At 62.8% G+C, this 17,854-nt stretch carries 17 protein-coding genes; 3 read left to right on the top strand and 14 right to left on the bottom strand.

Features of this window, described 5'->3' with window-relative positions; genetic code table 11:
- On the top strand, positions 1-804 hold the full coding sequence (locus LB571_RS26835) for a FadR/GntR family transcriptional regulator (RefSeq protein WP_224599341.1): 804 nt from the start codon (positions 1-3) through the stop codon (positions 802-804).
- 74 nt (positions 805-878) lie between these two features.
- On the opposite strand, the gene LB571_RS26830 is transcribed toward LB571_RS26835, so the two are convergent.
- Positions 879-1,784, bottom strand: coding sequence for an NAD(P)-dependent oxidoreductase (locus tag LB571_RS26830; RefSeq protein WP_224599340.1), 906 nt, complete (start codon positions 1,782-1,784; stop codon positions 879-881).
- 122 nt (positions 1,785-1,906) lie between these two features.
- Here LB571_RS26830 and LB571_RS26825 point away from each other — a divergent pair, with 122 nt between their 5' ends.
- A complete protein-coding gene (locus tag LB571_RS26825) occupies positions 1,907-2,647 on the top strand; it encodes a FadR/GntR family transcriptional regulator (protein WP_224599339.1) in 741 nt (246 codons plus the stop codon).
- Between the two features lie 26 nt (positions 2,648-2,673).
- Here the strand turns inward: LB571_RS26825 and LB571_RS26820 are convergent, their stop codons facing one another.
- The 5 genes from LB571_RS26820 to LB571_RS26800 all read right to left on the bottom strand — a co-directional run bounded on the left by LB571_RS26820 (position 2,674) and on the right by LB571_RS26800 (position 7,273).
- The gene (locus tag LB571_RS26820; protein ID WP_224599337.1) at positions 2,674-3,396 is read right to left on the bottom strand and encodes an ABC transporter ATP-binding protein; all 723 of its coding nucleotides are present in this window, start codon (positions 3,394-3,396) and stop codon (positions 2,674-2,676) included.
- Positions 3,393-4,115 carry an ABC transporter ATP-binding protein gene (locus tag LB571_RS26815; RefSeq protein WP_224599335.1) on the bottom strand — a complete coding sequence of 241 codons (723 nt, stop codon included), beginning with the start codon at positions 4,113-4,115 and terminating at the stop codon, positions 3,393-3,395. The genes LB571_RS26820 and LB571_RS26815 overlap by 4 nt, the downstream gene beginning before the upstream one ends.
- Complete coding sequence (locus LB571_RS26810) at positions 4,112-5,122, bottom strand: branched-chain amino acid ABC transporter permease (protein WP_224599333.1); 1,011 nt, start codon at positions 5,120-5,122, stop codon at positions 4,112-4,114. The genes LB571_RS26815 and LB571_RS26810 overlap by 4 nt, the downstream gene beginning before the upstream one ends.
- The gene (locus LB571_RS26805) at positions 5,119-5,991 is read right to left on the bottom strand and encodes a branched-chain amino acid ABC transporter permease (protein WP_096455234.1); all 873 of its coding nucleotides are present in this window, start codon (positions 5,989-5,991) and stop codon (positions 5,119-5,121) included. Before LB571_RS26805 ends, LB571_RS26810 begins: the two co-directional genes overlap by 4 nt.
- A gap of 73 nt (positions 5,992-6,064) precedes the next feature.
- Positions 6,065-7,273 (bottom strand): ABC transporter substrate-binding protein, encoded by a 1,209-nt coding sequence (locus tag LB571_RS26800; protein WP_140789339.1) that lies wholly within the window; start codon positions 7,271-7,273, stop codon positions 6,065-6,067.
- A 176-nt stretch (positions 7,274-7,449) separates the two neighbouring features.
- Here LB571_RS26800 and LB571_RS26795 point away from each other — a divergent pair, with 176 nt between their 5' ends.
- Positions 7,450-8,436 carry an aldo/keto reductase gene (locus LB571_RS26795; RefSeq protein WP_224599331.1) on the top strand — a complete coding sequence of 329 codons (987 nt, stop codon included), beginning with the start codon at positions 7,450-7,452 and terminating at the stop codon, positions 8,434-8,436.
- Positions 8,437-8,567: 131 nt separating this feature from the next.
- On the opposite strand, the gene LB571_RS26790 is transcribed toward LB571_RS26795, so the two are convergent.
- From LB571_RS26790 to LB571_RS26755, 8 genes are all read right to left on the bottom strand, one after another.
- Positions 8,568-8,795, bottom strand: coding sequence for a hypothetical protein (locus LB571_RS26790; RefSeq protein WP_224599483.1), 228 nt, complete (start codon positions 8,793-8,795; stop codon positions 8,568-8,570).
- Positions 8,796-8,935: 140 nt separating this feature from the next.
- Entirely contained in the window at positions 8,936-10,021 is a 1,086-nt protein-coding gene (locus tag LB571_RS26785) for a tartrate dehydrogenase (RefSeq protein ID WP_224599329.1), read from the bottom strand.
- Complete coding sequence (locus tag LB571_RS26780) at positions 10,008-11,099, bottom strand: isocitrate/isopropylmalate dehydrogenase family protein (RefSeq protein WP_224599327.1); 1,092 nt, start codon at positions 11,097-11,099, stop codon at positions 10,008-10,010. Before LB571_RS26780 ends, LB571_RS26785 begins: the two co-directional genes overlap by 14 nt.
- Positions 11,100-11,157: 58 nt before the next feature.
- Positions 11,158-12,567, bottom strand: a complete 1,410-nt coding sequence (locus tag LB571_RS26775) for an MmgE/PrpD family protein (RefSeq protein WP_224599325.1) — start codon at positions 12,565-12,567, stop codon at positions 11,158-11,160.
- Between the two features lie 237 nt (positions 12,568-12,804).
- Positions 12,805-13,512, bottom strand: a complete 708-nt coding sequence (locus tag LB571_RS26770; RefSeq protein ID WP_224599323.1) for an FCD domain-containing protein — start codon at positions 13,510-13,512, stop codon at positions 12,805-12,807.
- A gap of 211 nt (positions 13,513-13,723) precedes the next feature.
- The gene (locus LB571_RS26765) at positions 13,724-15,172 is read right to left on the bottom strand and encodes an ABC transporter permease (protein ID WP_263496335.1); all 1,449 of its coding nucleotides are present in this window, start codon (positions 15,170-15,172) and stop codon (positions 13,724-13,726) included.
- Between the two features lie 415 nt (positions 15,173-15,587).
- Positions 15,588-16,634 (bottom strand): ABC transporter substrate-binding protein, encoded by a 1,047-nt coding sequence (locus LB571_RS26760; RefSeq protein WP_224530520.1) that lies wholly within the window; start codon positions 16,632-16,634, stop codon positions 15,588-15,590.
- Between the two features lie 11 nt (positions 16,635-16,645).
- Complete coding sequence (locus tag LB571_RS26755; RefSeq protein WP_224599479.1) at positions 16,646-17,704, bottom strand: ABC transporter ATP-binding protein; 1,059 nt, start codon at positions 17,702-17,704, stop codon at positions 16,646-16,648.
- Positions 17,705-17,854 lie beyond the last annotated feature (150 nt).

The raw sequence follows: 17,854 nt of genomic DNA, 5'->3' as shown, positions 1-17,854 counted from the left end.
ATGACGCTGAAACTTGACAAGGTCAATCGCGGTCCGCACCTCTCCACTTTGGTGGCGAGTTCCATCTCGCGCGAGATCGCGCAAGGGCGCTTGAAGCCCGGCGACCAGTTGCCGACCGAGCAGGCGCTTGCGACCACTTTCGGCGTCAGCCGCAACGTGGTGCGCGAGGCGATCGCGCGGCTGCGCTCGGAAGGCCGCATCTGGTCGCAGCAGGGGCGCGGCGCCTTCGTGGTGGAGAGCAACAACCCGACGGTGCTGACCATCGACTTTGAGGCGCTGCAGCGCGCCGATTCCTTCCGCAACCTGTTCGAACTGCGCGGCATCCTCGAAGTGCAGGCGGCAGCCCTTGCCGCCAAACGGCGCTCGGAAACCGATCTCGCCGCGATGGGCGATGCGCTGGCCGGCATGCGGGCGGCCCCCTATGGCAGCGTCGCCTGGCTGCGCAGCGACCTCGAATTCCACCGCACCGTCGCCGAGGCGACGCGCAATTCCTATATGGGCCAGTTCCTGGTCTTCGTTTCCGAGCGTGTCCGCGAAAGCATCCTCGCCGCAGGCAACCAGCAGAAGTCGGACGACATGGCCCGCATCACGCTGGGCGAACACGAGCGCATCCTGTCCGCCATCCGCGCCGGCGATGTGGAGGGCGCGCAAGCGGCGATGCGCGACCATCTGGCGGGCGCGGCGCTGCGGGTTGGGCTGCATGATGGGGACGTGGCTGCGGAGGCAGCGCTGGTGCCGGAGGCGGCGTCTCCGATGCGGCATTCGAGATCGCGAAAGGCGGTTCGTGGGCGGGCTGGGGGATAAAGTCTTAGCCGGCCGCGCTCGCCTGAACCATGCCGATCGCCAGGCAGCCCCCACTCGGGAGCCGCCACGCGATTTCACGCCCCCGGTGGCTCCACCAACGACACCCCATTCAACCCCGCGACAATATCCGACAGCGCCGGCACGAACTTCTCGCCATGGCCTGTCGTGACGGCGGTGGCAAACCCGTTGCGCACCGCCGCGCCGATCGGATTGGCGATGCCGGCAGCCTGCGCGAACGAGGCGAGATAGGTCATGTCCTTCAGCGCGTTCGCGATGGCGAAGCGCTGGGCGTTTTCGTTGCGGTTCAGCACGAAGTCGAAGAAGGCCTGGTAGAAGCCGCAATCCATGCGGCTGCCTGAGATGACGCTGTTGAAGACCTGCGGCGTCAGTCCGGCCTTGGCGCCGAGCGTCAGCGCTTCCGAATAGATGGCGGAATAGCCCATCGAGACGAAATTGTTAAGCAGCTTCATGGTGTGGCCGCTGCCGGTCGGGCCGGTGTGGACAATGCGGGCGGCGAAGGCTTCGAGCACCGGCCGCGCGCGGGCGACTGCCTCGGCCGGGCCGCCGACCATGACGTCGAGCTTGCCTTCGGCGGCTTCCTTGGGCGTGCGCGCCAGCGGCGCGTCGATCAGCGTCACGCCGTGCGTGGCCAACTCGGCGGCAAGCGCCGTCGTCGAAGACGGGTTGGAGGTCGAGCAGTCGATGATCAGCAGCGGCGTGCCGGCTGCGGCCAGCCCGTCCGGCCCCTTGACCAGCGCTTCGACCTCGCGCGAGCCGGTGACGCACAGGATGACGATGTCGCTGGTGGCGGCGAGTTCGCGCGGACTTGGCGCCTCGGTGGCGCCGGCCGCGATCAATTGGCCGGCGGCGGTGCGGCTGCGGTGCACGCAGACGGTCAGCGGCCAGCCCTTGCGCAGCAGATTGTCGGCCATGCCGGCGCCCATGCTGCCCAGGCCGATGAAGCCAATGCGTTCTTTCATAAAATCCTCCTTTGGTCCGCGTGGGCGGGGTCAACTTTCGTCACCTTGCGGCGGGCACCTGTCGATGCAATCCTCCGAAGAAGAATCGGCCTTTGCCGAAGATTCGGACCGGAGTTCGCGCGATGGCGGAAACAATGCTTTTCGATGCCATACCGCAGGCGCCCAATTTGCGGACCGGGCTGGTCAACACGCTGATTGCTCAGATCGAGTCCGGCGATCTGGCGCCCGGCCAGCGGCTGCCGACCGAGCAGGAGATCGTCGCCGCGACGGGTGTGAGCCGCACCGTAGTGCGCGAGGCGCTTGCAGCACTGCGCGCTCGCGGGCTGATCACTACCCGCCAGGGCCTCGGCGCTTTCGTCGCCAAGGATCCGCTGCCACGGACTTTTTCCATCCTGCCCGACGATCTCGAATCGATCGACGAGGTGCTGCGCGTTTTGGAACTGCGCATGGGCATCGAGGTCGAGGCGACCGGCCTCGCCGCCGAGCGACGCAGCGACGCAGCACTCGGGCAGATGAGCGCGCGGCTCAACGCGCTGGAGGCGGCAGTGCGTGGCGGCGGCTCGGGCTCGGAAGAGGATTTTGGCTTCCACCGCGCCATTCTCGCGGCGACGCAGAATCCCAATTTCACCCGGCTGTTCGACACGTTCGGCAGCGCCATGATCCCGCGCCAGTGGACACGGCTCGACCGGATGACCGAGGCCGAGCGGGAAAAATACCTGGACCGCATGCAGCGCGAGCATCGCGCCATTCTCGCCGCGATCGAGGCCAGGGACGTCAATGCGGCGCGGCGCGCCATGCGCAACCATCTGACCAAGAGCTATGCCCGCTTCGAGGATCTGCGCGACAAAGCTGTTCACGACTGAGGGGCCAGCCACGACTGAGGGATTGCTCATCCGGCGACTCCGCCGAGGTAGAGTTCGCGCATCAGCGACATGTCGCGCAATTCGGCGATCGGCCCGGAGACGACGATGCGGCCATTCTGCATGAGATAGCCGCGCGAAGCGACGGCGAGCGCCAGGCCGGCATTCTGCTCGACCAGCAGCACCGAGGCGCCGAAGCGCGCGCCAATATCCAGAATGATCGCCTTGATCTCCTTGACCAGGAGCGGCGACAGGCCAAGCGACGGCTCGTCCAGCAGCAGCACGCGCGGCCGCGTCATCAGCCCGCGCGCGATCGCCAGCATCTGCTGCTGGCCGCCGCTCAGCGAGCCGCCTCTGTCGCGCCGCTTGGTGGCCAGGATCGGGAAGAAGGCCAGCATGGTTGCGAAATCGGCTTCCACGGCGGCCTCGTCGCGGCGCGCATAGGCGCCGAGGCGCAAATTCTCCTCGACCGTCATGTCGACGAATATCTTGCGGCCTTCCGGCACCAGCACGACGCCGCGCCTGGCCATGACATCGGCGGCAAGCCCGGTCACCGCGGCGCCATCGAAAGCGATGCTGCCCGCGCGGGGGTTGATCAGGCCAGCAATAGCCTTGAGCAGCGTCGACTTGCCGGCGCCGTTGGGGCCGAGGATGGTGACGATCTCGCCTTCGCCCAAGGTCACCGAGACGCCGCGGTTGACGATCGTCGGCCCATAGCCGGTGACGACATCGGAAACGGCGAGCAGGCTCACAGATCGCCTCCGAGATAGACTTCCAGCACCTTGGGATCGGCGAGCACCGCCTCGGTCGGCCCGTCGGCGATCTTGGAACCGAAATCGAGCACGGCAAGGCGCCGGCACAGCATCTGCATCAGCTTCATGTCGTGGTCGATGACGCAGACTGTGATGCCATGGCCGGGCAGCTGGCGGACAAGCCCGACCAGGGCTGTTGTCTCTCGGTCGTTGAGGCCGGCGGCGGGCTCGTCGAGCAAGAGCAGCGATGGCCGCGTGGCGAGCGCCAGCGCGAGGCCGAGCAGGCGCAGGCTGCCGAAGGGCAGCACGCCGGCCTTTTCGCCGCCGAGCGCGCTCAAGCCGACGAAATCGAGCAGCGCGTGCGATGTCGGCCAGGGATTGGCGGTGCCCCCTGCCCGCGCGTGCTCACCGGCGATCTGGACATTTTCCAGCACGCCAAGGCCGGCAAAGGCCATGGCGTGCTGGAAGGTGTAGCCGATGCCGACTCGTGATATGGCGTGCGGCTTGAGACCGGTGATGTCTTGCCCGCGGAACGCCACGCTGCCGCCGCTCGGCTTGTGCACCCCGGTGACGACGTTGAACAAGGTCGTCTTGCCCGATCCGTTCGGGCCGACGACGCCCAGGATTTCGCCCTCTTCGATGGCGAGGTCGACGCCGGCAAGGGCTGTTACGCCGCCGAACTGTTTGCTGAGGCCGCTGATCGCCAGGATCGCGCTCATCGCCGAGCCTCTGCTGCGTCGCGCTCTTCCGTCTCCTGTTTCGGCTTGCCCGAAAATGCCGCGCGGAGCGCTCGGACGATGCCGCCGATCAACCCGTCGGGCAAAAGCATGATCACCGCAATCAGGCAGACGCCGTAGACGATGCGCGACTGCACCGGATCGAGGTTGAGCACCTCCGGCAGGAAGGCGACGAGGATGCCGCCGGCCAGCGGTCCCTCGATCAGCCTGGCGCCGCCGATCATCACCATCAGCGCCAGGTAGATGCTTGGGAAAGAAGAAAATTGTGAGGGCGAGATATGGCCAAGGAAATAGGCCAACAGCACGCCGGAGATGCCGGCAAAGATGCCGCTGACGACAAAGGCGCCGATCTTGTGCCGTCCGACATTGATGCCGAGCGAAGCGGCCAGTTTTTCGTTTTCGCGGATGGCCCGCAATGTGCGGCCATAGGAGGAGTGGATGATCGCCCAGCTCGCCACCGCCGCTATGGTCACGAACCCGACGACCATCAGATAGTAGCGCGTCAGGTCGGTCATATCGGCGCCGAACAGGGTGACCGGACCGGCGATATCAAGCCCGGTCGCAGCACCCGTATAGTCGCCGCCATTGGTGAGCACGATGGCCAGCAACTGGCCGAAGGCAAAGGTCATGATGACGAAGTGATGGCCGCCGACGCGCAGCGAGGGAATGCCGACGATCATGGCGAAGACAGCACTCGCAACAGCCGCCGCCGGCAGCGCCGCCCAGAAGCCGACGCCAAAGTCCCGCGCCAGGATCGCCGCCGCGTAGGCGCCGACGCCGACCAGTGCGGCGTGGCCCATCGACAGGATGCCGGTCTGGCCGAACAGCACCGACAGGCCGTAGAGCGCAATCACATTGATGCCGGCCGATATCGCCAGCGACAGGAAGCGGTTGCTCGGTGAAAACAGCGGCACGGCCGCGATCAGCGCGAGGATGACCAGTACCGGCAGAAGCGACCGCCACGGCTTGAGGGCAGAACCTGCATTCATGACGCCATCCGGGGTCCGCTGGTGCCGCCGAACAGGCCGTGCGGGCGCACGATCAGCACCAGGATCATCAAGGCGAATGAATAGGCATCGGTCCATTGCGAGAAGCCGTAGCCGGCGCTGAAGCCTTCGACGATGCCGAGGATGAGGCCGGCGGCGACGGCACCATAGATGTTGCCGAGCCCGCCGATCAATGCCACGGCAAACCCCTTCATCACCATGGTGCCGCCGGTGAACGGCGTGATCGGAAACAGGGCGATCAGCAGCGCCCCGCCAAGCCCGGCCAGCGCACTGCCGAGCACGAAGACGCCGGTGATGTAGCGGCGCACCGGAATGCCCATCAGTGCGGCCGTATCACGGTCCTCGACGCTGGCGCGCAGCGCCCGGCCGTAGCGGCTTGCAGTGATCATGCGGAAGCTCAGCGCCACCACGGCGATGGTGATCAGGATCACCATGACGCGCACCGAGGCGATACGCACGCCGCCAACTTCCCACACCGTGGTCAGCGGGCGCGGAATGCTTTTCTGGTTGGGGTTCCAGAACAAGACGACGACATGCTGCAGCACGACGATGAGGCCGAGCGAAACGATGAAGCCATTGGTCGGTCGCTCCAGCGTGAAGCGGAACAGGCCGCGCTCGAGGATGTAGCCCATCAGCCCGACCGCCAGGATCGCCAGCACCACCGCCAAGGGGAAACCGAGGCCGGCGCTGACGGCGAGCCAGGTGACGATGCCGCCGATCATCAGGAACTCGCCATGGGCGAAGTTGATGATGCCGGTCAGGCCGAAGATCAGGGTCACGCCGATGGCAATGAGCGTGATGACGCTGGCGATGGAAAGGCCGTTGAGGATTTGCTGGATGAAAATATCCACGGCGATCGAGACCTGTATTGCAAGAAACGGAGTTGGCGGCGGGTAGCGCCGCCAACTCGGGGACTATGCTGGATCAGCTCTTCGGCGCTTCGGCCGGCGGCTGCTGCATGGCGCAGGAGATGGTGCCGCCGGGTGCCGCGGCGCAGACCTCGGTGGCGTGGGTGACCTGATGCGTCGGATTGAACGTCAGATCATCCGAGACCACCCCCTGATGGTGGAGGCTCAGCAGCGCCTCGACCGTCTTGTCCGGATCGAAACTGTCGGCCTTCTGCCAGGCTTCGACGAGGAAGTGCACATAGTCGTGGTAGAGCAGCGACACCGACGAGGTCACGCCATGCGGCGCGCCGGCGGCAAAATAGGCGTCGAAATAGGCCTTGGCCTTCGGGTTGGAGGACTCGCCCCAGCACACCGGCACACAGCTCATCGCCACCGGCACATCGGCCGAAAGCTGCTTTTCCTTCCAGATGCCGGGGTCGACGCCGAACAGGAAATAGCTTTTCGCGGCACCGAGTTCGAGCGCCTGCGGCAGCGCCGTCAGCGTTGAATCACCATTGTACCAGAAGTGGATGATGTCCGGATTGAGGCTCTTGGCCCGCGTCAGGAAGGGCGAGAAATCGGTCGTGTCCGGCGGGTAGAAGATGATGTCCGGAACATCCTGGCCCTCGGCCTTCAGCGCCTTGTAGTAGTAGGACGACAGGAACTGGCCGGTGGCGTCATTGCCGACGATCATCACCGATTTCTTCGGCTTGAAGCCAAGCAGCGGCTCGAGCAGGGAGAGCACGCCGCGCGCGGTCGATCCGGAGCGCTGGAACTCCTGCGGTTCGGACTGGAAGAGATAGTGGTCCTCGCCGCCCGGCTTGACGCTATCGGGGTTGAGGATTTTCGCCAGCGTCGAATTGCCGGCGAAATGGATGATCTTGGCCGGCTGGGTGATCTTGGCCATGGCCAGCGTGAAGTCATGCGTTTCCGAGCCGAAGATTGCCTGCACCTTGACGTCGCGCACCAATTCCTGGGTGGCGGCGATTGCGGTCGCGATATCGGTGCGGTCGTCGCGCTTGACCATTTCGAGCTTGTAGGTCTTGCCGCCGACTTTGAAGCCGCCGGCATCGTTGATCTGCTTGACGGCAAGGCCGACGCCCGCCGGCAGGGTATGGCCGGCGGACACGAACGAGCCCGACTCGGCCGCGACAACGCCAATCTTGACGATGCTGTCCTCGGCCAATGCAGGATGAGCAAGCGCGCCAAGGCACAGGGCCGCGCCCAGTTTAAGAACGGTTTTCAATTTGAGATCCTCCCGACTCCAAATGATTGCAGCCTTACCGGGTTGTCATACAACCCTGTAATCTGGTAAATCTTACGGACGGGGATGTCAATCGCATTGCCATGCGATAAGAGGCTTCCCGAAAATCAGAATCGCAAAGCCGGAATTGCCGGCAAGCCGCAGTCAGGAATAGCAAGATGCAATCACGGAAATTCGGCCGTACCGGCAGATCAGTCAGCGAAATTGGCTTTGGCTCATGGGCGATCGGTGCCGCCTGGGGCGAGGTCAATGACGACGATGCGGTGGCCGCCCTGCACGCGGCCCTCGATGCCGGCGTCACCTTCATCGACACGGCGGACGTCTACGGCGACGGCCGCTCCGAGAAGCTCATCGCCAGGGTAATGAAGGAGCGCGGCGGCGAGCGGCCGTTCATCGCCACCAAGGCCGGAAAGCGGCTGCCGTCACAGACGGTCGAGGGCTTCAGCCAGAAGAACCTGACCGACTGGGTCGACCGCAGCCTTGGATATCTCGAGGCCGACACGCTCGACCTCGTGCAGCTGCATTGCCCACTGACCGACCTCTACTATCACCCGGAGGTGTTCGAACGGCTCGACCGGCTCGTCGAGCAAGGCAAGATCCGCAATTACGGCGTCAGCGTCGAGCGCGTCGAAGAGGCGCTGAAGGCGATGCAATATCCCGGCGTCGTCAGCGTGCAGATCATCTTCAACGCCTTCCGTCAGCGTCCGGCGGAACTGTTCTTCGACCAAGCGAAAAAGAACGATGTGGCTGTTATCGCCCGTGTGCCGCTGGCCAGCGGCCTGCTGTCAGGCAAGTTCAAGGCCGACACCAAATTCGAGACCACCGACCATCGCCTGTTCAACCGCAACGGTGAGGCCTTCGATGTCGGCGAAACCTTCTCGGGCGTGCCCTATGAGGTCGGGCTGGCGGCGGTCGAGAAGATCCGGCCGCTGGTTTCGGGAGACACGACGATGGCGAAATTCGCGCTGCGCTGGATCCTGATGTTCGACGCGGTGAGCGTCGTCATTCCGGGCGCTCGCAATGCCACACAGGCCCGTTCCAACGCCGAAGCCGCAGACCTCCCGCCGCTATCCGATGAACTCATGAGCAAGATCCGGGACGTCTACGACCAGGACATAAAGCCCCATGTGCATCAACGCTGGTAAGCAATATCTCCTCGACATCGCGAGCGCCACATTGACGCTTCCGCAGCCTGATGTGACGAAATAAGCGTTGCCTCAGAAACCAAAGGCCCAAGCGGCCCCAATCAATCCTGATGCCGTTTCTCCGCGATCGATCAGGTGGTTTCGATCGTCTCGACGGCCAGCGTTGCGATGGCGAGGTCGAGAACCGGCAAGCCGGTCAGATCGACGATCGTGATGCAGGCATCCGTGTTTCGTCCCAACGCCTGGCCGGCCAGGATCCTGCCGAGTGACGTGTCGCTGTGGGGACTGACGAAGCCGCCGCGAACCGCATGACCAAAGTCGCCATGATCGGTCCATTGTTGGTGATCGTCGGTGGCGATATCTGAAGCCGGAAGATGGCGACCAGGTCAGCGGCCATCAACGCGGAACAAAGCCTTAGCGCGACCGATAATAGCGAGCGCGCAAGCGTCTGCAGTCTGGCGAAAGGCGCGTGTAATGTGAACTTCTGTCCGGGCGAGCGTCAGGAGCTTGGACTGTTCACACCCGAAACTGCGGCGATCACCGCGGCGGTTACCTCGGCGGTGCTGGCGGCGCCACCAAGGTCGGGGCTCAGATATTCTCCTCGACCGGTGACGGTTTCGATCGCAATCATGAGACGTCGCGACGCAGCCTGCTCACCGAGATGGTCAAGCATCAAGCTTGCGGTCCAAAACGATCCAAGCGGATTGGCGACGCCCTTGCCGGTTATGTCGAAGGCCGAACCATGGATGGGTTCGAACATGGACGGCCGGCTGCGCGACGGATCGATGTTCGATGTCGAGCCGATGCCGAGCGACCCGCCAAGTGCTGCGGCCAGATCGGAAAGGATATCGGCATGGAGGTTGGTCGCCAGAACCGTGTCGATGCTGCCGGGCTTGTTGACCATGCGCTGTGTCATCGCATCGACCAGCATCCAGTCGACGATCAGACCGGGGTAGTCGCGAACCACTTCGCGCACGACTTCGTCCCAGAGCACCATGCCATGGCGTTGTGCATTGGACTTTGTGACCACTGTCAGCAGCTTGCGGGGGCGCGACATGGCAATGTCACAGGCAAAGCGGGCGATCCGTTCGATGCCGGTGCGGGTAAAGACGGCTACATCCATGCCGACTTCGATCGGCAGGCCGCGATGGGCGCGACCGCCGACGCCGGCATATTCGCCTTCGCTGTTTTCGCGGACGATTACCCAGTCTATCTGCTTGCCGAGTTCGGGCCGCAGAGGGCCGGTCAGCCCAGGCAGGAGGCGCGTCGGCCGCACATTGGCGTATTGGTCGAATCCCTGGCAGATAGCCAAACGCAGGCCCCAGAGCGTGATATCGTCGGGAAGATTCGGGTCGCCGACCGAGCCGAAGTAGATGGCATCGAAGCCCTTGATCTGTTCGAGGCCATCCTGCGGCATCATGCGGCCGTTGCGGCGATAGTAGTCCGAACTCCAGTCGAAGCGCTTGAAGTCGAAGGCAAGGCCCGGCTCGACGGCAGCCAAGGCTTCCAGTACCTCGACGCCGGCCTCAACCACCTCCGGCCCAATACCGTCACCGCCAATGACCGCAATCTTATGCGAGCACATTTTCAGATTCCTTCTCGATGGCAGCGACAATGGCGCTGGTCATTCCTTCGGTGTCGGTGGTTCCGCGTATGTCGCCCGTTCGCGTTTCGGGCCGGGCAAGTGCGGCAACGGTGGCTTCGGCCATGATCGACGCCGCGGCGAGCGCCTCGGCAATGCCACGGTTGTGGCCAAGCCATTCCAGCAGCATGCGGGTGGATTCGATCATCGCGTAGGGATTGACGATGCCCTTGCCGGCGATATCGGGGGCTGACCCGTGCGCCGCCTGCGCCATGGCTATGTTGCCTTCGCCGATACACAGGCCAGGCGCCATGCCGAGGCCGCCGACAAGGCCTGCGGCCTCGTCGCTCAGTATGTCGCCGAACATGTTGGTGGTGACGACGACATCGAATGTCTGAGGATCGCGCAGCAGCCGCATGGCGAAGGTGTCGACGATAACCTCATCGACCGCGACATCGGGGAACTGCTCGGCGGCCCGATAGCACTCCTCCACGAACATGCCGCAGCCCAGCTTGAACACGGTGTCCTTGTGAACGATCGTCAGCTTCTTGCGCCGGTTCCTGGCAAGTTCGAGCGCGGCCCTGGCGACACGATAGCTGCCGGCGCGGGTGATGACACGAACTGAAATCGTCGTGTCGTGCGTTGGGCGAAATTCTCCCGAACCAGCGACCACATTGCGATCAGGCTGGAAGCCTTCGTTGTTTTCCCGAACGATGACGAGATCGACGTCGTCGAACAGTGCGCCGAGACCGGGGAAGGAACGCGTCGGCCGGACATTGGCGAAAAGGCCGAAGTGCTTGCGCAGGATCGGATGCGGATTGATCGCACCAGGCACCTTTGGATAGGCGCGATGCCCGATCGGGCCGAGGATGAAGCCATCAAGCGTCGAAAGCGTCTCAAGCGTGCCGTCGGGCATTGTCGAGCCGTGCGTGTCGAGTGCCGAGCGGCCGATCGGCATTGGTCGCCAGTCGATCTCCAGACCCGTTCGAGCCGCGGCGGCCCGGGCGATGCGCACCGCAGCGGGCACGATTTCGTCTCCGATATCATCGCCTTTGAGCATGCCGATCGTGAGATGGGCCATCGGACCAACCTTTCTGAATGCCGGCTGCGGCGCTGCCGCCGCAGCGCCACGAAGACCGTCAGCCGGCCTTGGCGACCAGTGCCATCAACCGCTCGAGCGAGGGCTGTTCTTCGAGGTCACGCACCAGTGAGACGACCTCGTTGGCCGCCGAACGGGCAAGGCGGGCATGAGCCGCATTGTCCCGAAATTTGTCGGCAACCTCTTCATAGCTCATCGGATTGGCGGGGCTGCCCTTGCCGAAATCAGCCTCGCCGTGGATGACGCGGCCATCATTGAGCGTGATGTCGATGATCGTCGTCATCTTGTGATAGCCGGCCTCCTCTGCCCTTTCGTCAACGACGAAATCAACCTTGTCGATCATCGCTTTGACGTCGTCGCGCTGAGTGGTCGCATCCGTAAACTCGCCAAGCCCGGCCTTGCCGTCGAGCAAGAGGATCGCCATGCAGAACTCCATGGAGAACTTGGCTTGGAGTTCGTCATGTGGATGGTGATGGATCAGGGCATTCGGCATGTTGGAGTTGGTGCCGACCCGCACGTGCTTCACATCCCCAGCCTTGATGCCATGCTCGCGGATAAGGCGCGCCATCTCCGTCATCCCCGGATGAGTCAACGACCCCGAGGGATGCGGCTTGATCGAGATGCCCGGGTTGGCGAACGTCCAGGAGGCGCCGAGGCGTCCGCGGATGGCGTTCTCGTCGTAACCGCCGCCGGCTGCCTGGAAGAACCCGCGCGGGGCCTCCAGTATCTTGTCGGTAGCAGTCCATCCATGGGCGGCGAATTGTGCAGCGGCGACGCCACTTTCCGATGCACGCCCCGCATGGAACGGCTTGGTCATCGTGCCGAAATTCTCGCGCAGGCCAGCCGACTGGCTGCCGGCGATGGAAAGCGCGCGAGCCGTGGTTTTCGCGTCGAAACGCAGAAGCCAGGCCGCAGCCGAGGCGGCGGCAAAGGTCCCGCAAGTGGCCGTCGCGTGAAATCCGGTCTGATAGTGGCGGGGCGCGATGGCCTCGGCGATCTTGCACTCGACCTCGACGCCGAGATGGTACGCCAACATGACCTGCTTGCCCGAGGCACCCACCTGTTCACCGATGGCCAGGGCCGCGGGCAATGCCGGCGCCGTGGGATGGGTCAGCAAGCCGTAGACGCGATCTGTCGCCACGGCCAGCTGGGTGTCGTCATAGTCGTCGGCATGAATGCCGACACCATTGGCGAATGCCGCAAAGCGGGGGGCAACCTTGCGGCCAGCTCCGATGACCGTCGCGGCACCTGGCATAAGCCCGAGCTCATCGAGATGGCGGCGGACAAGGTCGCCGCTTTGCGCGACCGAACCTGATAGAGCCAGCCCAATGCCATCCAGTATCGACTTCTTGCCGAGAGCAACAACGTCGGCCGGCAGATCCTTCGGAGTGGCTGTTGCGACGAATTCCGCCACGTAGTTTGTGAGACCTGCAGGCGCGGTGTCGTGCATTGGTAATCCTCTCAGTCGACCGGTGTAGCGGCACAGACAGGCACCGAGTTCGAGCTCGACTCCATGTCATGGCCTCGTGGTGCAGAGGACTAGGAAGGAAGTTTTGGTAAACTGTCAACAATTTTTTGTCGACAGGATGAGTAAGTTTTAGAAGGCAAACCACTTCACCGGCATGCCAATGCTACGGGCGCCCGTATCGACGTCGCATGCAGAAGTGAGTGCGAGCGCCCTGTGAGATCAGTCGGAGCCGTGGCGCAAAGCCACGTTGGCCCTGCGTGTGCGCGACGTGCCATTGACGATATGCGCCCGCCCGGCCGTGAAGGCCCGTTGCGGATCGCGAGCGGCGACAGCCTCCACTATGGCCCGATGCTCGTGGTTGGAAATGTCGAGCACGTCACCACTTGCCAGTGCCCGATAGCGCTGGATATGGAGCTCACGAGCGAGACCGAGATAAATCTGCGCCAAGCGTGCGTTGCCACACATCCTGGCCAGTTCGGAATGGAATTCCAGATTGACCGGATAGTACTGGCTCACCTCGCCGGTCTTCGCCAGCGCATCCATGCGATCGACGAGCGCACTCAACCTGGTGACCTCGGGGTCGGTGATCCTCTCCGCAACACTCATGGTCATGCAGGCAAAGATGTACGCGCGCGCTTCCGAGACATCACGGGCCTCGTCATCGCTGAGTTCACGCACGAAAAACCCCCGGTTGGGGATCACCTGGATCAGTCCGAGAGCCGCCAGCGCGCTGCACGCTTCCCGGATCGGCCCCCTACTGACCTTGAGTTGCTGGGCCAGGGCGTTTTCGTTGATCCTCTCGTTAGGCGTGAATTCTCCCTCGACTATCATTCGCTCTATTTCGTGCTGCACGACATTGGCGAGCGAGCGCGTGCGCAAAAAGTCGATGGGCGAAAATCCCTGCATGCTCTCGGTTTCGTTAGCCATGGGCCCGAATTCCGTTCAATGCCCCACGGAAGATACCGCTTGCTTGATCCGGTCTCGATGGCCGCCAGCGCCTCGCCTGCGCGTCATCCACGGTTTGATCTCCCTCATCGAATTTGATGCCGACACATCCAATCGAACCCATGACTGAGACGATACTTCCTCTTGTCAAGCGAAACGCTGATAATTGCTGTGGAACCAGACCACCATCCCGTCAACTGCCACTTCTCGGAGGCGCTCCGCCGAGAACTGGAACCTTGTTGGCTATGAAGACGACGGTGAACGAGACCACCAGCAGCAGAATGCCAAGCACCGAAATCGCCCCATAGTCGCCGCTTTCGTTGAGGTCATAGATGATGACCGAGACCAGCTTGGTCTGCGCCGTCGTCAGCAGGACCGTCGCCGACAATTCCCTGATGGTGCCGATGAAGACGAAACACCAAGCTGCGATCAGGCTGGTGCGCAACAGCGGTGCGGTAATCTGCCAAAGCGTCTTCAGACGGGTGGCGCCGAGAATGCGGCTGGCTTCCTCCAACTCCGGATGCACGCCGTGGAAGGCTGATGACAGTTGCTGATAGCCGGCAGGAAGCTCGATCGTCAGGAACGCAATCAGCAGGATCCAAAGCGTGCCATAAAGTCCGAAGGTCGGATTGGCGTAGGCCAGGAAGAGGCCGACGCCGAGCACAATGCCTGGAATTGCAATCGGGGCGGTTGCCAGCATGCCGAGCAGCGACGCGCCCGGCACGGCTCGGCGCGCGACCAGGTAGGACACGACAAGAGCTATGCCGGTCGCGATCGTTGCCGTCGCCAGGCCGAGGATCAAGGTGTTCCAGATGGCGAGCCGCGTGCTGGAAAATTCGAAAAGCACGAAATGGAAGTTATGGAGCGTCAAGGAACTCCAGGTGAGCGGTTCGGAAATGTTGTGGGTCAGAGCCACCTTGAGCAAGGCCAGGTAGGGAAACAGGATCGTCACGCACAGGATGAACAGGACGTATGCACCCGCCAGCCATTTCCAGTTGCCCAGCTTCACACGCCGAGGGGTGCCGCTCTTGCCGCTGAGCACGGTGTAGCCACGGCGTCCGAGCAGCCATCTCTGCCCCCACAGCAAGAGCATGGTCACCACAAGCAGGGGCACGGCGCTCGCTGCCGCGAGATCAAGCCGTGGAGGAAACTGGAAGAAACTCCAGATCTTGGTGGTGAGAACGTGGAACCCGGCCGGCAGCGCCAGGATCGCCGGCGAACCGAACATGGTGAAGGCTTGGACGATGGCAACCAGGGACCCAGCGAGCATCGCGGGCAACACCATCGGCAACGTCACCCGCCGCAATGTGGTGCCTGGCTTGCCGCCAAGGATCGCCGATGCTTCCTCGAGATCGGATGGCACTTTGTCGAACGCGTTGGCGACAAGCGTGAAGACGAAAGGGAACGAGTAACAAGTGACCGCGAACACCAGCCCGGTGAAGGTGTAGATGTTGAACAGGGCCTGTGATTGATCGAGGCCAAATGCCCAGCGGTAGATATTGTTGAGAATGCCGCTGTTCGGTGCGGCCAGCATCGCCCAGGCAATAGCACCCAGGAATGGCGGCGTCACAAAGGATGCCGTCACCAGACTGCGGACCAGGCGCTGTCCCGGCATATCGGTGCGCGCGACAAGCCAAGCCAACGGTGTGGCCACCAGGCAAGAAAACAGGCCGACACAACCGGCCATGCTCAGCGATATAAGGAAGGCCCGGCGAATTGTGGCATCGGTAAAGAGACGAGCCAGGTTCGCCAGGGTTGGTGAACCAGCCTTGTTGGTCAGAGCATAGTATCCCAGCCAAAACAATGGCAGCAGGACCAGCACACACAGAACGACCGCAAGAAACACGAACAGCGGCGTCGACAAATCGAACCTGCCGAGATGTCGCCTGTTGGCGGAATCGGGGGACAATGCAGCGATGGTCACCTGGTCACCTCTGGGTTTGATCCGATGTCGGCGAGACATCCGCGGACTGGCCCGGGATCTCGCGATGTCGCCAGCGGCGACATCGCCTGATCTTCTACTCCGCGGCCCAATCCGGGGGGCGCCGAGCCGCTTCTTAGGTGCCGAAATACTCTTCGTACTTCTGCTTGATCTCTTCGACGGCATCCCGAACGTTGGATGGATCTGAGTCGAGAAGCTTGATTTGCGACAGCGGGGTGCGGTTGGATTTCTCCTTCACATCTGGGCGAACCGAACGCAAACCACCGAAGTCATCGTTCAACTGCTGTGCTTCCTGCGAGAACATGAAGGAATAGAACAGCTTGGCTGCGTTCGGATGAGGAGCGTAGGCCAGGATCGCCGCGTTGCCGTAAGCGATCGAGGTTCCTTCCGCCGGATAGACAGCCTTGATCGGCACGCCTTTGTCCTGGAGGATGAACACGTTGTATTCATTGCCGTCAGCCTGGATCGGGCGTTCACCCTGGGCGAGGACCTTCGGCGGTTCCGTCGAGGACTGAACCTGCATCACACCCTGCTTGCCCAATTTCTCGAAATAGTCCCATCCGAGAAGCTGGCTAAGAGCATAGGTGGCGGTCATCACGTTGCCGCTGTAGCCGGGGTGCGACTTCACCAGCTTGTCCTTGTATTTGGGATCGAGCAGATCGGTCCAGGTCTTCGGCGCGTCCTCTTCCTTGACCATGTCGGTCCGGTAGGCGATTACCGTCAGCGTGGCGCGGAAAGCCGCATAGAGACCATCGGGGTCACGATCCTTTTCCGGCCACATCTTGGCGACATCCTCCGGAACGGCAGGCGTCAACCAGTTCTGATCCTTGAACGTCAGGAAGTGGGATGCGTCGGAGGTCTCGATGACGTCGGCGTTGTGGATGCCGCTCGAATACTCCTGGCCTATGCGCTGGAAGACGCGCTCCGAACCGGCCCTTTCAACGTGGACCTTGATGCCCGGATAGTGCGCCTCGAATGCGGCGCCCAGTTTCTCGGCGACCTGGACGTCGGTGGAGGTGTAATAGACGACCGACGCTTCCTTGGTTGCGGCGGCGACAAGATCGTCCGTGACCTTGTAGGGCTCGGGCGGGGCTGCCCATGCCATCTGCCCCCATGTCAAGGCCGCCAAGAGCGCGCCTGCTGCGACTTTCCTGTTGGACATTCTCTCTCTCCCTAGTGTGCGAGCGCCCGGCAACGATCAGGTGGGCAATGAAGCCAAATTTGCTGGTTTTCCGGAACCGCGACATCGACAGGCGCGATCGCCCGCACGGTTTCGCCGCCTGATAGATTGACGAGATAATCGCGATGCGACCCGAGATAGACCTGGCGCACGACCTTTCCGGTGGCCCAGTTACTCGGATCGCCTTTCGGTTTCTCGTTGGTGAGATGCAGATCGTGATGCCGCACGGATACGGCGGTCTGGCCACTGGCGGCATAGTCGCCGCTGCCACAGCGCAGCACCAGACCGTTGCCGCAATCGACGGTGTCCGTTCCGACCCGATTGCCCTTGAAGATGTTGGTGCCGCCGATGAATTGCGCGACAAATTCCGATCGAGGCCGCTCGTAAATGTCCTCGGGTGAACCCGCCTGCTCGACATTGCCCTGGTTCATCACCACGATGACATCGGCGGCGGTCATGGCCTCCGTCTGATCGTGCGTGACATAAACAGTCGTGTAGCGGAACTCGTCGTGAAGCCGGCGGATTTCAAACCGCATCTCCTCGCGAAGATTGGCGTCGAGGTTGGAAAGCGGCTCGTCGAGGAGCAGCGTCTCCGGCTCGATGACAAGGGCCCTCGCAAGGGAGACACGCTGTTGCTGACCGCCTGACAACTCGCCCGGATAGCGCTCGGCCAGACTTTCGAGCTTGGTCGCCTGGAGGATGCGACCTGTCTTTGTCTGAATATCGGCCTTGCCCATGCGACGAAGCCGCAAACCGTAGGCGATGTTCTCGAACACCGTCATATGCGGCCAGAGCGCATAGCTCTGGAAGATCATCGACATGTTGCGCGCTTCCGGCGGTTCGCTGGCGTGCGGCGACGACACAACACGGCCACCGACGCGGATCTGGCCATCCGACGGCTGAACAAAGCCAGCGATCAAGCGCAGGGTCGTGGTCTTGCCGCAGCCCGACGGTCCGAGCAGGCACACCAGCTTTCCCTTTTCGATGGCGAGATCGACGCCGTTGACCACCGTCAACTTGCCGTAGCGCTTGGTCAGCTTGTCGAGCTCCACAAAGGCCAAAGGGTCCTCCCGAACATTTCCTCACAAGCGCGATGCGCTTGTGCCTGCTGCTAAAGGTCCGTCTAATTTTGTCAATTGTCAACAATTAACTGACGACTATCTGCGTGATGCAGAGGCGCCGTGACGTCTTTCGGCCCGGAG

The sequence above is a fragment of the Mesorhizobium sp. BR1-1-4 genome (assembly GCF_020165375.1).
In the GTDB taxonomy this organism is placed as follows: domain Bacteria; phylum Pseudomonadota; class Alphaproteobacteria; order Rhizobiales; family Rhizobiaceae; genus Mesorhizobium; species Mesorhizobium australicum.
This window is presented reverse-complemented; position numbering and strand designations above follow the sequence as displayed.

What these genes read in the sequence shown, in the direction of transcription:
- LB571_RS26810 (WP_224599333.1), bottom strand. Translation starts at nt 5,122, where the DNA reads ATGAATGCAGGTTCTGCCCTCAAGCCGTGGCGGTCGCTTCTGCCGGTA.
- LB571_RS26785 (WP_224599329.1), bottom strand. Translation starts at nt 10,021, where the DNA reads ATGTGCTCGCATAAGATTGCGGTCATTGGCGGTGACGGTATTGGGCCG.
- LB571_RS26835 (WP_224599341.1), top strand. Translation starts at nt 1, where the DNA reads ATGACGCTGAAACTTGACAAGGTCAATCGCGGTCCGCACCTCTCCACT.
- LB571_RS26760 (WP_224530520.1), bottom strand. Translation starts at nt 16,634, where the DNA reads ATGTCCAACAGGAAAGTCGCAGCAGGCGCGCTCTTGGCGGCCTTGACA.
- LB571_RS26780 (WP_224599327.1), bottom strand. Translation starts at nt 11,099, where the DNA reads ATGGCCCATCTCACGATCGGCATGCTCAAAGGCGATGATATCGGAGAC.
- LB571_RS26830 (WP_224599340.1), bottom strand. Translation starts at nt 1,784, where the DNA reads ATGAAAGAACGCATTGGCTTCATCGGCCTGGGCAGCATGGGCGCCGGC.
- LB571_RS26815 (WP_224599335.1), bottom strand. Translation starts at nt 4,115, where the DNA reads ATGAGCGCGATCCTGGCGATCAGCGGCCTCAGCAAACAGTTCGGCGGC.
- LB571_RS26775 (WP_224599325.1), bottom strand. Translation starts at nt 12,567, where the DNA reads ATGCACGACACCGCGCCTGCAGGTCTCACAAACTACGTGGCGGAATTC.
- LB571_RS26770 (WP_224599323.1), bottom strand. Translation starts at nt 13,512, where the DNA reads ATGGCTAACGAAACCGAGAGCATGCAGGGATTTTCGCCCATCGACTTT.
- LB571_RS26825 (WP_224599339.1), top strand. Translation starts at nt 1,907, where the DNA reads ATGGCGGAAACAATGCTTTTCGATGCCATACCGCAGGCGCCCAATTTG.
- LB571_RS26795 (WP_224599331.1), top strand. Translation starts at nt 7,450, where the DNA reads ATGCAATCACGGAAATTCGGCCGTACCGGCAGATCAGTCAGCGAAATT.